General features: G+C 60.6%; 15 protein-coding genes. 3 read left to right on the top strand and 12 right to left on the bottom strand.

Translation table 11 applies throughout. The features are described from left to right. Positions 1–10: 10 nt before the first annotated feature. From ACFTE1_RS16420 to ACFTE1_RS16405, 4 genes are all read right to left on the bottom strand, one after another. Positions 11–574, bottom strand: a complete 564-nt coding sequence (locus ACFTE1_RS16420; protein WP_380621510.1) for a hypothetical protein — start codon at positions 572–574, stop codon at positions 11–13. Next, on the bottom strand, positions 571–1,383 hold the full coding sequence (locus ACFTE1_RS16415; protein ID WP_380621508.1) for a DddA-like double-stranded DNA deaminase toxin: 813 nt from the start codon (positions 1,381–1,383) through the stop codon (positions 571–573). Before ACFTE1_RS16415 ends, ACFTE1_RS16420 begins: the two co-directional genes overlap by 4 nt. Positions 1,384–1,863: 480 nt before the next feature. Then, entirely contained in the window at positions 1,864–2,037 is a 174-nt protein-coding gene (locus ACFTE1_RS16410) for a DUF397 domain-containing protein (RefSeq protein ID WP_380621506.1), read from the bottom strand. Beyond that, positions 2,027–2,803 carry a Scr1 family TA system antitoxin-like transcriptional regulator gene (locus tag ACFTE1_RS16405; protein ID WP_380621504.1) on the bottom strand — a complete coding sequence of 259 codons (777 nt, stop codon included), beginning with the start codon at positions 2,801–2,803 and terminating at the stop codon, positions 2,027–2,029. Before ACFTE1_RS16405 ends, ACFTE1_RS16410 begins: the two co-directional genes overlap by 11 nt. A 1,486-nt stretch (positions 2,804–4,289) precedes the next feature. On the opposite strand from ACFTE1_RS16405, the gene ACFTE1_RS16400 reads away from it, so the two are divergent. Genes ACFTE1_RS16400 through ACFTE1_RS16390 form a run of 3 tightly spaced genes read left to right on the top strand, consistent with a single transcriptional unit; the run spans position 4,290 to position 6,704 of the window. Beyond that, complete coding sequence (locus ACFTE1_RS16400; protein ID WP_380621502.1) at positions 4,290–4,610, top strand: hypothetical protein; 321 nt, start codon at positions 4,290–4,292, stop codon at positions 4,608–4,610. Next, positions 4,598–5,569 carry an MvdC/MvdD family ATP grasp protein gene (locus tag ACFTE1_RS16395; protein WP_380621500.1) on the top strand — a complete coding sequence of 324 codons (972 nt, stop codon included), beginning with the start codon at positions 4,598–4,600 and terminating at the stop codon, positions 5,567–5,569. The genes ACFTE1_RS16400 and ACFTE1_RS16395 overlap by 13 nt, the downstream gene beginning before the upstream one ends. Further along, positions 5,559–6,704: a hypothetical protein gene (locus tag ACFTE1_RS16390; protein WP_380621497.1), complete on the top strand. Its 1,146-nt coding sequence runs from the start codon at positions 5,559–5,561 to the stop codon at positions 6,702–6,704. Before ACFTE1_RS16395 ends, ACFTE1_RS16390 begins: the two co-directional genes overlap by 11 nt. 836 nt (positions 6,705–7,540) lie before the next feature. Here ACFTE1_RS16390 and ACFTE1_RS16385 read toward each other — a convergent pair. From ACFTE1_RS16385 to ACFTE1_RS16350, 8 genes are all read right to left on the bottom strand, one after another. Beyond that, positions 7,541–8,611 carry a hypothetical protein gene (locus tag ACFTE1_RS16385; protein ID WP_380621495.1) on the bottom strand — a complete coding sequence of 357 codons (1,071 nt, stop codon included), beginning with the start codon at positions 8,609–8,611 and terminating at the stop codon, positions 7,541–7,543. A gap of 136 nt (positions 8,612–8,747) precedes the next feature. Further along, positions 8,748–9,512 (bottom strand): hypothetical protein, encoded by a 765-nt coding sequence (locus ACFTE1_RS16380; RefSeq protein ID WP_380621493.1) that lies wholly within the window; start codon positions 9,510–9,512, stop codon positions 8,748–8,750. A 96-nt stretch (positions 9,513–9,608) separates the two neighbouring features. Further along, complete coding sequence (locus tag ACFTE1_RS16375) at positions 9,609–10,547, bottom strand: ArdC-like ssDNA-binding domain-containing protein (RefSeq protein ID WP_380621491.1); 939 nt, start codon at positions 10,545–10,547, stop codon at positions 9,609–9,611. 98 nt (positions 10,548–10,645) lie between these two features. Continuing rightward, positions 10,646–11,428, bottom strand: coding sequence for a hypothetical protein (locus tag ACFTE1_RS16370; RefSeq protein ID WP_380621489.1), 783 nt, complete (start codon positions 11,426–11,428; stop codon positions 10,646–10,648). Between the two features lie 113 nt (positions 11,429–11,541). Then, positions 11,542–12,033 (bottom strand): hypothetical protein, encoded by a 492-nt coding sequence (locus ACFTE1_RS16365; protein WP_380621487.1) that lies wholly within the window; start codon positions 12,031–12,033, stop codon positions 11,542–11,544. An 82-nt stretch (positions 12,034–12,115) separates the two neighbouring features. Next, a complete protein-coding gene (locus tag ACFTE1_RS16360) occupies positions 12,116–12,631 on the bottom strand; it encodes a hypothetical protein (RefSeq protein WP_380621485.1) in 516 nt (171 codons plus the stop codon). An 86-nt stretch (positions 12,632–12,717) separates the two neighbouring features. Then, complete coding sequence (locus ACFTE1_RS16355; RefSeq protein WP_380621483.1) at positions 12,718–13,122, bottom strand: hypothetical protein; 405 nt, start codon at positions 13,120–13,122, stop codon at positions 12,718–12,720. A 92-nt stretch (positions 13,123–13,214) separates the two neighbouring features. Next, a complete protein-coding gene (locus ACFTE1_RS16350; RefSeq protein ID WP_380621481.1) occupies positions 13,215–13,925 on the bottom strand; it encodes a hypothetical protein in 711 nt (236 codons plus the stop codon). Positions 13,926–14,040 lie beyond the last annotated feature (115 nt).

Genomic DNA, 14,040 nt, shown 5'->3' with positions numbered 1-14,040 from the left:
TCTCTATCCGTCAGGAGGTACTGCCGGGGAGGTCGAACTCCCCGTCATCCTTGCCTTCGAGGAAGGCCTGCCACTCTTCGGGGGTGTAGATCAGGATCGTGTCGGGTTCGTCGTGGCGGCGCATGGCGACGAGGCCGTTGTCCGCGTGCCCGATCTCGAAAACGCTGGGCTCGCCGTCGTCCTTCAAGGGGCGTTCCCAACGGGCCGAGGCCGCGTCAAACTCACCCTTGAGCGGGTGCTGGAAGACTTCCGCCGTCGCCGGTTGATCGTCGTCCGCTGGCGTCGAGCCTTCCCAACCGGTCGCTTCGTCGGTGAGTCCGTCGTCTGGATCGTGCTCTTCTTCTTCGTGCAGGGCCCAGATGAGGACGATCTGGCTCTGTTCGCTGATCCATAGTCCGCTTATCGCCGGGAGATTCCCGCCTGGGAGCCTGTGCGGCGGCTCGATGCCGAGAGTGTTGGCGGCGTATTCGGCTAGTTCCTGGGAGTCCCACCAGTCATCGGACTTGGCTTTCAGGTCGGCGAGCTGTTCCTCTGTTCCCTCTACGGGGTAGTACTCGGTTCCGTCGATCATCATTTCAGTGCCTCACCAGTGCCGTTGTAGTCCATGTAGCGGGGTTCTTTACCGTCCGCGATGATCCAGATCCGCACCTTGGTTCCTTTCGGCAGTACCTTGGGGAGGTTCGGGTGGCATCGCCAGTCCTCAGCGGTTCGTTCCCCGCAGCTGGGCAGGTTCAGATAGAGTACCGCCCGGCTGATTTTCTGGCGGCGCATGTAGGCCGCCACGTGTCCCTCGACGTGGTAGCGGATCGTCATCCGCTCGGCTTCGGTCGCCCATGGCTCATTGAGGTCGCTCACGTCGGCTGCTGGCCCTTTGTTCCCGGCCTTGAGGGTGTCGGTGATCTGGGTTCCGTCTGGCGCGTAGAGGATGCCGCGGGCGGACGTATTCCCGGCGTCGTTTTTCGGGTACCCGATTCGCCGGATCTTCTCCACGCACTCGCTATTGGCCGCTCCTGGCGAGAAATCCGGGACCCTGTAATTCCCGGGCCAACGGCTCTTGCCCGCAGTCAGCAGCGGGCTCTCTGCTGGCTTCGAGGCCTCTGCGGGAGCGGTAGAGGTTCCACCGAGGCCGGTCGATTCCATGGCTTGCCGAAGGAGGGCCTGGGCTTGATCGAGCTGTTCGCTGAATTCCTTGAGTCCTCCACGGCTGGTGTCGAGGGATTCGACTGCTGCTTCCACTGGGCCGGCGTTGCTGGCGCCGATGGAATTGAGGACGCCGGCGACGGCATCGGCGTCGTCCTGGGCGCCGCTGACGCCTGCGAGGACTGAAGCAGTCTGCTGTTTGAGGTGATCAATCTGTTGGGCGGCATCGTTGAGGCTCGCCATCAGGGGCTCTCCTTCGTGCAGGGGCGGCTTCGAAGAGAGCTTATGGGAGAGAACAGAGGAAGGCAATACTTTGGCAGGCCGGGAGGAGCCCCGGCCTGCCATGTCGACTGACGTAAATCGGTTCGGTAGTTTCGCTAGATGGTCGGCCCTTCACGTGAGCTTTCGACGTGGGTGGCCTCGCAGGGTGTTAGCCAGCGGCTTGGGGAAGCCGGGGCCAAGTAGCCCTGGCTTAATCTACTTAACAGCGGTTTTATCCGGCCTGTCTGATTTTCTCGGCCAGTTGCCGTTCTGCTTCGATTTCGCGGTGGAGGCGGTGCCTGATGTCTTCCCACTCGTCGAGTGTCCGTATGACGCGCGAGGCGAACCGCTTGCGTGCCTCTATCGCGTGTCGAGCTGGGGGATTTGGGGTATTCATGTTTCCATCATATGGCAACGGGGAGCCCGTAGGCTCCCCGGTCGCTCGTATCGTGGTGTCGGTTTTCAGCGGCCTGTGATGGCTCGCCAGTCGGCGGCCGATGCCCGCAGAATCGGGCTGTCGGCAAGCTTGGAGTCTTTCACCTCAACGTCAGCGTTCGGCTGTTCGCTGAGACGGACCTCAACGCAGTTGCCCGTGTTGCCACTCCGGCTCGACTTTTTCCACTGCCTAGTCAGCATTCAAGTACTCCTCCAAACTCACTGATGTGTTCATTAGGTGGTCAAACATGCTCTTGTACTCCCTCAGCCGTTGCGGACTCTCGACGTACTCGAACTTGTCCGGCACTTCGTAGTATGTGAACGGAGGCATGTCGGGCGTACTCTGCCCTGTCGGCAAGAACAGGTCGAAACCTGTGTACATCAGGCCGTAAGGCAGTCGCTCCACCCTGAGGTCCCACCCTCGGTGGACCATCTTAAGCATGTGCTCGATTTGTTGTGTTGCGCAGGGGAGCCGGTTGAGGCCAAGTAGAACGCCCTCTCCCATGACGATCTTGATGTTAGCTCCGCGCCGTGCCTGTAGAGCCTTCTGCCTGCGAACCCTCAGGTCCCACACTCGTTCAAGATCACCCTCACCCGCGCGCGGATCACTAATCTCGGGCGCACGGTGGTAGTCCTCGATTTGCAGAACCCCGGGAACGAACAATAGTTCGTGCTTGTAAATGCGCTGGTAATACTGCTCAGCGATGAACAGTGGTCGGGGCTCATGAATGTGGGTACTTACGATGTCCGGCGAGTCCCGTTGAGCGTAAAGCCAAAGAAGGTACTTCCTCTGCGCCTCCCCCGCTTCATAGCGGTTACAGAGACCTTCAATCGCTAGTTCGCGCGGAGTGCTCTCCCCCTTCTCCCACTTGCGGATACCATCATCTTTCATGCCCAGCAAGTTCGCGGCTTCGGCAATGCTGAGGCCAGCCTCAAGGCGCATAACCTGTAGTTCCTTGGCGAACACGAATTTGATTAGGTGCGATGTAGTCATCAATCTCCCCAAGGAAATCGAGCCGACTTTTTATTGTGTAACCGATCGTACCCTCCCATTCGAGGATTTATTGTCGTGGTTCCGACACGCTTGTCTTCCCTGGTAAGCACCCATAGCCTTGAGGGCATGACGCTGCAGAGACCGCTGAGGAGGGCTCGCGTTATGGACCGACAGACGGCACGCCCGTGCGGGTGGGCGATCGAACAGGACGAGGACGGTTGGCACTTCGCCGATAAGGTCGGCCGATTCCTTACTATCACGCCGGAGGACGCGGAGCGGTGGTACGCGGGCACTGAGGTTCTGTCTAATGCGCACAAGCTCAACATGGCTCGCCGTGCTCGCGAACTGCTTGGCTCGGCGGTCAGAGAGAGGGGGCGAGGATTATGTGCTCGACATGTTCCAGATATTTCGGGTGCTCCATATCGTTTTGCCGCTACGACGGCGTGTTCAATAAGCACCCGGCGAAGTTCAGGAAGAACAAGTTCGACCACGTTCGATACGAGCGAGTGGTCCGGCCGCGCCTCTACGGCCGTTGAAGCTTTATTTGAGTAGGAGGAAACCCACCCGAGTGAGGGTGAAGAGGGTCGCTTCTGCCGACACGGGGGCGGCCCTCCACAAGCCGGGGAGGCGCACCAACAATCAATGGAATCGCAAGCACCGTTGAGGGTTTCTCTCAGCGCCTCCCTTTTAGACTCCCCGCCCGACGCGGGGAGACCTGAAACAGGCCAGTGCGGGAAGGTCTGAGGGCGCTTCGTTCTCAGGCGCACTGGTCGGGGAACCGCTCCCTGGTGTGTAGTTCAGCCGGTTCCCTCCATAAACGTCATTCCGTCCTGTGGGGGTACGGATGACGGGTCACGGGCCGACCCGCCCGGCAACGTCCATCCTCCGGGCGGGTCGGCCCCTTCACCCCAGTAACCCCAGGAAGGGAGTGTTGCCAATGGCGGTGACGATTAGCGCCCCCGGTGGTCCTCTCAAACTGCGCAAGGTCGCCCCGCACTCGGTGAGCGTGTTCCATGGAGGTGAGCTGGTAGCGACCATCGCGGGCTATTGGTGGGCGCCAGAGGTCTATTACCCCGGTGGGGCTCCGCCGCCTGAGTGGCTACGGGCGTGCGAGTGGGACCTGAAACTAGCGGCGCGGAGCATGTTGCGCGAGCCGGTGAAGCGCCATTTCGCTCGCCGTATGTGCCGTGCGGCGTGGCGGAAGACCAAAAAATGGTGGTGAACTTTATAGCCCCTGTGCCAGTTTGCTCCCTCTGGCGAACGTTCAGCACCGCCCGTTCCCTTCTGTGCATGGCGCACTTATCAGGTGTGGAGAGGGCAGTGACGAACCTGGCCATCAAATGCTTCCTGGCCGGGGCAAGCACGGTTGCATCGTGCGAGCACCGTCAGGGGATAAGGAAGGGGATGGCGGCCTGACCGCCTCCCCTTGTACGGAAGACAACAAGGAAGGAGTCAGCAAATGTCTCTTGCGACAGAGTCTGAGCGGTTTTCAACCGCAGCGCCGGACGAGATGCCGGCCCCCGCTATCGGTGAGGGCGATTGGCTGCCGTTCAGCCTGGAGTTCGCTACGCGAATCGAAACGGAGGCCCGGGACGTGCCGTGGCAGTTCGACGTTGATCAGCAGGTCAACGTCGATACGGATGGGGTTCCCGTGTTCACCGTTCCTTCAGCGATGACGTACAACACCACCGGGCCGAGCCCGGATGGCGGACCGAATACAGGGGGCGAGGAGTACAACCCCGATTTCCACGGCGGAGACGACGACGAGTGTCGATTCTAGTCATCACCCGAGACACCGATACTGCGACCGACGCCGTTGTTCACCGGCTGGTTGAGCGCGGATGCGAGGTCTACCGATTCGACACCCGGGACTTTCCCCGTCAGGCGCGGCTGACGGCACGGTTGGACGACAACGGCGTGACCGGCACCTTGCGGTTGAGGGGCAGGATCATCGGTCTCGACTCGGTACGGACGGTCTGGTACCGCAACCCATCGGTGTTCGATGTTGACGCTGGCGCACCCTACCAGGTGCGCCAGCACCTACGATTGGAAGCCAAGTTCGGTTTCGGCGGCGCGTTGCTGGCTCTGCCGGGGGTGCGCTGGGTCAATCATCCCGGCAGGTCGGCCGACATGATGAAACCGGTCCAGCTGTCTGTTGCTCGCGACTGCGGGCTGTTGACGTTGCCCACTGTGATCACCAATGATGCCGAAGCGGCCCGTGAGTTCGCGTCCGAGTGTTCACAGGTGGCGATGAAGCACCTGGGTGCGGCGTTCGTCAACGATGGCCATAGCCGCCGTATGGTGTACACGCAACGCCTCAGCGTCAACGATTTCGACAGGGCCGGCGCCAGCATGGCGTTGACCGCTCACCAGTTTCAGAAGTTCGTCGTCAAGACCGCCGATGTGCGGGTCACGGTCGTCGGGGCGTCGATGTTCGCCGCCGCCATGTACCCGCACTCACCGGCCGCGGCCCAGGATTTTCGCGCCGACTACCAATCCCTCTCCTACGAACTGATCGACATACCCACGACCGTGGCGGCCGGTATCCGCGCGTTCATGGACTATTTCGGACTCCAGTTCGCAGGCATCGACTTCGTGCTTGACGACGATGGCACATGGTGGTTTCTGGAAGCCAACAGCACAGGTCAATGGGGCTGGATCGAGCACCACACGAACGCACCGATCACTAACGCGCTCGTCAACCTACTAGCAGAAGGAGACCATTGCGATGACGATTGAGTGGAAGCCATTGGCTGCCCGACTGTCCGGCCAGCTGCGGGCTCTCGGCAGCATCCAGACTGAGGAATGGGCCGGCGCGTTCGCCTCCGTCCCGCGTCACCTGTTCGTCCCCCGTTACTGGGCGTTGAACGAGTTCAACGCGCCGTCGGCGTTGATCGACGGCGCCAACCCTGACCAAGCCACGACATGGTTGGAGGCGGTGTATTCCAACCAGTTCCTCCTGACTCAGTGGGCCTACGAGGGGGACATCCGCACCGCGACCAGCTCGGCATCACTGCCTTCGCTCGTCGCGGGGATGCTGGAACACTGCGAGATCAAACCGAATGACCGAGTGTTGGAGATCGGCACCGGCTCGGGATACAACACCGCCCTGCTGTGCGCGGTGGTGTCCGGGGAAAACGTCACCACCGTGGATGTCGATGGCCTGCTTGTGGCGGAGGCGGAATCACGACTGGCTCAACTGGGGTACTTCCCGAACTGCATGACTGGTGACGGGGCCGGCGGGGTTGCTTCGCACGCTCCTTATGACGTCATCCTGTCTACCTGCGCCGCCGCGCGCATCCCCGAGGCATGGATCGACCAGGTGAAGCCCGGTGGTCGAATCGTCTCCCCGTTCACCTACTCCGGGGTTCTGGTGAAAGCCGTGAAGGACCAGGACGGGATGGTGTCAGGCCAGTTCTGTCCGGAGCCGATGTACTTCATGCCCATGCGCCCGAGCGTGCAGGACCGCACCACTGCGACTGTCCCGATGCCGAATCACCTGGACGCCCCGGTGACCGGTTCGATGCCGACTCAGATCCCGATCGAAGCATGGGACGATATCAACTGGCGATTGTGGCTGTCTCTGTTCCTCCCTGACAGTCAGGTCGCGATGTCCCTGACCGAGGACGCCGACCCGCGCCCCACTGGTGTCATCGTCTACACCGACGCCGACCGCGCTGACTGCGACGCCGACACGGGCATTGCTTCCTACGGGCGTGACCGGCTGTGGCACACAGTAGAAGCGGCGTGGTCACTTTGGCAGTCATACGACCAGCCTGATCGTACGCGCCTGGGGATCACCGCGATTCCCGGTGAACGCCAATGGGTGTGGCTTGACCAGCCAGACTCAGCACTGAACTGGGACATCCACTAAATTCAGGCGATCACTCAAAGCGAAACTGAATCCATGAGCGATCGTCTCATCATCTTCACGAGCCGCACCCAAGAGACCACACGAACCACCAGTTGGGAGTCAGACTGCAACGAACCGGTCGGAGCTGCGTTGGTGAATTGCTCGTGCCGGCGGACGCGGGCTGGTGTACGCGGTTGGCACTTGGTCGAGCAATTTTACCAACACTTCCAAGTACGTGGTTGGTGTGGCTGGACCGAGGGTCCACGGGTCCGGTTGAAGTTCTGCTGCCGGAACGCTCGTTACTTTGCAGGGGCTGGCGATGGAGATTCAGAGTGTGGTCCCTGCGGGAGGTGAATTGGTAGTCGAAGTAAACGCCGTGATCATGTGCGGTAGGCTATAGCCCCTACTCCAATTCAACTGAAGGCAATCGATGATTGCTTCGCAATAGCATCGTCACTCGCCACGAAATTTTAAGTCATGCATCCATATCTGCTGGGAAGCAATAACTTAGACTGGCGGCATTTGTGTCTGATTCCTTCGACGAGAAGAGTCCCAACAATTGCGGCAATGATAAGACCCCAGATTGGTAGCGAATAGATGAAGTAATGGAATGCGACAATCGGCACGACAACTATGGCCAAAGACCACCACGATGATGTCTGCATGTTTTTGGAAGATTCCCACATCCTTTTGATGCGACCGACTGTGCTGGTATTACTAGTGTTCCCCATATTAGTAAATCTCCTGTCTACAACTTCCGATTATTGTTTAGGTGGCGGACCGAGGTCACCCTCAGTCCGCCACCTAAATTTGAACCTGAATACTACAAGCCTAAGATAGGGCGCGTATCCCCAACTCTACCTGCAGTTTTTCTTGGAAACCTTTTTCCAGCGGTCATTCGTTGCGATCTTGATTTGGTAACAGCTGCTGCTGTTCCATTTATCATTCTCGATCAGCTTCTTCATGTGCTTCAGGAAGTCCTTGGCTGTGCCGACACCTACAACGGCGCATACTCCCCGAATAACGTTTCTGAACGCTGGGTGGGGGATCTTGTCGAGATAGACGCAACTTCCCCAGTAGGCGCTATAGCTGATTCCCCCAAGGGCAACGCCCACAGCTTTCATTTCGCGTCCCCACATGTTCAGGTAGACTCCCCATCCAAAGGTAACCTTTGGGTCGGCGACTACCGGGAACATCGTATTTTCATTTGTTTCGATGTATTGAGTGAGCTGATCGCCATCGATTTCGTAGTAAGTTTCGACTTCCTCCCCGTTGGCGTCCTCGGCCCACGGGGCCTCGATCGTTCCGAGGTTCAGCTCTACGCCTTCACTCTTCATGACAATTTCGAAGCCACCGCGCTCTGTCGGTACTGCTTCGGCGCCTGCTGGGAGATTGAGGGTGTAAGTTTGTTCCGACGAAGCAGTTTCGTCATTAAGGACTGTAAGGAGGCTGAGCGAGGAATCTTCGGATACCTGGGCAGCCAGATCGGTGCTGTCGGATGCTTCCTGGTAAACCGTGGTTCCATTAGTGCCGATCGCTGGCCCAGTAGATTTGTCTGCATCGTAGGAGATTTCGACGCTGAGGCCCTCTCCGTAATTTAGTGCGAATGCCTGGTCTGATGAATCAGCGAGGCTGATTGATGGCTTCGACCGGTCGGCAGCTTCGCTGCTCTCAAATTGAGTGACCAGGTTGGTTCCAGTAACCGACTCGATTGCTTCGGCTGTCTGCTTTTCAGTGTGCCCTTGCTTCAGGCTTGCCTTTGGCGCGACTGCCTTGACGTCTTCTGGCTTGTCTATTGGAATCTCGCCGACTAGGCGATCGGGGCTTTGGGGACTGTTCTCTTCTGCAGAAGCAGGGGCTGCTCCGAGGAGTCCGGCACCGAGTGCGGCCACGATTGATGCAGCCGCATATTGACGCATTCGAGTCATGAGGTGGTGCTTCCTATTGATGGGGATAACTTTCTTCACGGCAACGGGGGTTCTGCGCAGAATGCCTGCCGTACGAAGTAACGCTAACTTGTATTTTCAGTTAGGATCTCTACTGACCAGTTATGTATGACGTGTGTCATAATTGAAATGACAATGGAATAGAGGACCCATTTCTATAATCCGTTGCGCTAGTTGGGTTTTGCGTCTGATTATTACTGATTCGATTCCCACATAACTTCCTCACAACTTTTAGTTGGACTGTCGGCACCTTGTCGAGCACGTCGGTCAACGCGTCCATGTACGTGACCATGGCTGCCTCGTCGCGCTGCGCCCGAGCCATCAACGTCTGGGCCTGGCTGAGGTCTCGCTGTCGGCGTGCGATGGCGGCGCGGATCTCGTAGCGGACGGGCTCGGTCATGAGCGCCCGTGAGTTCCCGCCGGGCCTGAGCCAGTGGTGCGCGATCAGCTCGATGACGGCCCGTAGTTTCGCCCGCGTAGCCTTCCGCACTTCCGTGTACCGCCACTCGTTGAACGGCCGCCGCCCTTGGACCTCGGCAATGTCCCACCAGTAGGACGGGGCGAGGAGTGAGCCGTGGATGTCGAGGGGGTCGGCGGTGAACGACCACCGCGAGTGGCCGTTGCTCCAGTCTGGTGTGGTCGCCTCGCGCGTACCGGGGCGGAAGACCAGCCGCCCGCACTGGTACATGTAGTCCACGTCCGGGATCTCGCCTTGGTAGATGATGTTGGGGTCGTAGGCTACGGTCATGCTGCCGTGGATGTGGCGGCCGTGGAGCGTGTAGACCGTCTCCGAGTGCTCCCAGTCGTCGCGCCAGGAGAACGCGATCCGCCCGTGTTCGGGGTGTGTGACGGTCGCGGTTCCATCGTATTTGTGCTCGGTCATGTTATGGTGTCCTTTCCCTTTTCGCGTGCGCTGCAAGTCATACGTCAGGGGATAGCCGGGGGAGCGTCGTGACCACGCTCCCCCGGTTCGCTGTTCTCAGCCCCAGAGTCCGGACATATCGAACTCGTCCGGCTCCGTGTTCTTCTCTGCGGGCTTCTCGGTCTTGTCGTCCTCGCCGGCCTTGGCTCGGGCTTCGGCGCGGTCCCACGCCGCGCCCGTGATCTCGGCCAGCAGCGCGGCGAGAGCCTGGATCAGGGTCTCGTCGTCGACGGCAGTCTGTAGCCGTTCGGCGATAGTCACCGTCATGGAGTCGTGGTCAGCGGTGACCGGTTCCGTACCGGTCGGCCCGAATTCCACGGTCCATCCGGCGTCACGAATCTTCATCAGCAGCACGTCGGTGAAGGCCTGCGGTAGTCCGGCCTGTGCGTCGTCTTCGTCGGTGCTTCGGGGACCCTTGAAATCATGGGGTTCGGTGTCGGCGATGTCGAACCAGCGTGCGGAGTATCGGAACCCGGACAGGAATCGTTCCGATCCCGTCTGGCTGGTCCCGTACTTCACGACCGCGCCCGGCGCCGCCGGCCCCGTGCCCTTCCTGCTTCGCGTCATGGGTTCGCACACGACGTACGCCTTGGCGCCCTTGCGGATCTTGCGACCGCGGCGCAGCCATTCGGCTTTGGTGTACAGCTCGGTCACCTTCACGCCCCGCTGTTCAGCTTGCGCCATGATCATGAGGACGTTGCCGAACGAGAACCGCGCGAGCCCGGCAACGTCCCGGACGAACTCGGTGTACCGTCGCCCAGCATCCTCGGACCTCATGTATTCGCGGGCTTGTTCGCGGTATCCGTCGCGTTCGGCCTGCGTCTCCTCCTGCCGTTTACGGATCTTGTCGAGCTTGTCGCGGGCGTTGGCTCGCTCTTCCTCGGTGATCGACTCGTCAGCAATCAGCGCTTCCAGCTGGGCGATCATTGCCTTGTACGACTTCGTGCGCTTCTTGCCGTGCGCGCGGCTCTTGGATCGTGTGGAGTTCTTGGGCATAATGGAGTCGCCTTTCTACTGTTCAACTCATGGGTTGGAAGGTTTCAGGTGCGGGGAGGTGGCCGCCTCCCCGCACCGTTCTTGTCGACCCGCGCGGGCTAGTCCTTAGCGACGGGCACGACGGTGATCGAGCCCCGACAGAACATCTTCCACGCCTGGAGTATTCGGCGGAGCTGGCGCCCGCTGAGGCCGTCGACCCATTGGCCGGTACCGTTGTGGTTCATGCCGATGAGGATGTTGCCGCAGGTTTCCTCCATTTCACTGAAGTGTGGCTTCTGCAGGATGATCGAGAGTTCTGTTGCATTGGTGTTCACGTCTGCGAACTCTTCGGGGCTGTCGCTCTCGTCGTACATCCACCACAGGGCGATCCCTGAGTCTCCGCATTCAACTTGGCGGTACCCCTGCGCAGGCTTCGCGTAGGACGGATGTTCCGCTACCTGAGCAGTAATGAAGTCGATGCCCAGAGGCTCGTTGACCATCGTGATGGTCATGCCCTCGTCGGAGACCTCCGAGACGATCGGCCGTCCTTCCATGCGCAGTATCGCCTGCACTTCCGTCTCCACGTCGAACGTTTCCGGTTCGGCCTTGCAAGTGCATTTGAGACTGTCCAGGCGTTGCGTGCCTCCCTCTTCGCAGAAGTGGAGGTGGCCGAAGTCCACGCCGCCCGGCTGGTACGACATGATCGTGATCGCCTCGGCCACTGCGTTGAACACGTGAGCGGTGCGGCCCTTGGTCTTGGACGGGTAGAGCAGCGCGTCTCCTTTCGTGCCGATGATCTCGGCCAGCTCCGCTAGGCGTTCCGGTGAGGGGTGGGGCCTGTCGCCGCGCTTGGCGTAGCCCAGCTGTTGGAGCCCGACCGAGAGGGTCAGAGTCTCGGTCAAGCTTGGGGGCATATCGGTCGGTTTACTGGTCATGGCCAGCCCTTTCGTTCGTTGATTGATTAGTGATGTACAGGGCTCGGGGGAGCCTCGGGGCTCCCCCGAGCGGGTTTGGGTTACGCGTCGGCTTCGCGGATCTCGATCTGTTCGCCGCCGATCACGACCCAGGGTTGTAGCACCGTGCGGAGCTGGTCGCGGTTCATGCCCTTGACGACCACCTCGCCGTCGAACCCTCCAACGCCGATCACGACGTTCCCGTAATGCACGTTCTCCTCGGGATACGAGCACGGCCGGAGGGCGTTGTCCATGAACTGGGCTGCCGGATTGTAGTCCGCGACCTCCTCGGGGGAGGCCTTGTAGCAAGTGAGGTGCCACAGTTCAAGGCCGTGCCGAGGGTGCGGCGTCACGTCGAAGTCCTCTGCCTCCATGTAGTAGGACGGGTGCCGTTGGACCTGTTCAGCAGCCCAGCTCCAGCGCTTCGGCGTGGTGAGCATCGTTATTGTCAGTTTCTGGCCGTTGACCTCGGTGACGACCGGATCGCCCGGCAACTCGTCGACGGCCGCCATGACGTCGTGGATTCTCTGGCCAGGGAGAGAGAAAGTAAGCATGGTGAATCTCCTTGTGTTCAATAATGGGGAAAGGTGAAGTGGGGGCGCGGGGCCAACTCACGGCTGGCCCCGCGTTCGTGGACTACATCCGGTCCAGTAGCGGCTGGTAATGGACCTTCGACAGGGGAGCGTCCAGGGCTCGCACGACCGGCTGTGCGATCAGCTGAGTCCACGCGGGGAACTCTGGAGCGACGATCAGGCCGTTCGCGGCCGTCGTCCCCGGTGCGACGATATGGATACCCTTCGGCGTGTACATCGCGGGCAGCAGGCACCAGTGCGCCGGGGACCACCGCACCGGGGGACGCCAGACGAGCGCCGCCTCAGGGCCGCGCCGTCCGGTCGGATGCAACGCGCCCTTGGCCGTGTTGATCTCGGCGAACACGGAGCGGCGCCACAGGTAACGGGCCTTGCCCGTCTTCTCGTCGCCGTGCTGGGAGGCGACCGCGATGATCTTCAGGTCACGCGGGACACGTCCCCACACCGACGGGTAGCCGTCCGTCGTCGCCATCGCGATCTTCGCGGGGAGGTAGGCGGGGACTGTGAACCCGTCCACCGAATGCAACGGCACGTCAATGCTGTTGGGATTCTTCTGTGTCAAGATGGGACTCCACCTTTCTTCGTAACTGTGGGAAGTTGGTTTCTGGGTGAGCGGCGTTGCCTCGCCGCTCACCTCCAACGGGTCTATTACTCCGAGTCGCAGCCGCATTCATCGGCGTGCGCTCGTCTCCAATGCGTCACAGCGCTACTGTCGAACTTCCGGCAGGCGTCCATGAACATCCCGGCATCGTCGGGGTCAGTGGGCTTGATGATCGCGGGCATGTTCTGCCACGCTGTCACGTTCGCCTCGAACCGGCGGATAGCGTCGTCTCCGGTCTCGTTCCACTCGGAGGTTATGGAGCCAGGGACCCCCACCCAAATTCGGCCTTGCGTGATGTCCTCCGGTTCGAGTTCTTCAAGCTCAGTGGCCCACATGTTGTCGCACTCGTAGATGTACCAGGACCGCTGACAGACTCCAGCGATCTCAGCACCAAGGCTCCCGTCCGGGAACCAGGCCGCGATCTCCTCGGCGTTCTTGGTGGTCTCTTCCATGGGGCTCTCTTTCGTGACTCGATGTCCTGCCCGATCAGGGCACCGCCGGCCACACCCGTTCCCCGGGTATGGCCGACAGACCCCCTACCGGACTACGCCACGGGAAGCTGGGTGCGGATCTCCCTCGCGGCGTGCTCCACCGCCGCATCGAAGTTCGACCAACTCCCGGAGTCCGAACAGGTCATGTGGTAGTCAAGGCCGATTGCCTCATGAGCGGCCGTGAACCGGTCCGCGAGATAGTCCTCAAGCTTGAACTTGGAATCGAGATCGTCGAGGAAGGTCTCGAAGTCGTCGCCGAGCTTGCGCAGCTCGCGTTCGAAGTCCGCGCATCCCCACTGGTACCAGTCCGATTCCTGAACGCTGTGCTCCAGGTCAGACAGGTATTCGTCGTCGTAGAGCGGATAGTCCATGTCGCGGGTCAGCGCCTCATACAGCTCATGCGGGATCTCCCCGCTAAGGGTGATCGTCACCGAACCTTTTTCGTCGCGGTCGGCGTCGAGGTAGTCGCCGAACTTGTCATCGAGCCAACACGCATTGGCTCGGTCGTAGTGTCCGCCGGGCGTATAGTCCGTCCACGACAGGACGGTGAGCTCGAACTCGCCCAAGTCCACCTCGTCCTGGTCCCACAGGTTCTCGCACGTCCCGTCGCAGCACTTGCAGTCCTCCATTCCGAGGCATTCGCGCAGGTATTGGACATGGTTCTCCCACTGGTCCACATACCAGCCCCCAGGGCTCGACGGTCCGCCTAGACGAGCGTCGGTCGGGAGGTCCTCAAGGAGTTTCACGGTTGGTACCATCGTCATTGCAATACCTTTCACGTAAGTGTTTGCACTGGTGGGCGGGTGCGTCACCACCCGTCCACCGCCCAATCTGGGCACCGCCGGCCACACCTCTTCCCGGATATGACCGACAGACCCC

The organism is Salininema proteolyticum (assembly GCF_042685645.1).
Taxonomy (GTDB): domain Bacteria; phylum Actinomycetota; class Actinomycetes; order Mycobacteriales; family Micromonosporaceae; genus Salininema; species Salininema proteolyticum.
The sequence above is the reverse complement of the archived record's forward strand: the minus strand, read 5'-3'. Positions and strand labels throughout refer to the sequence as shown.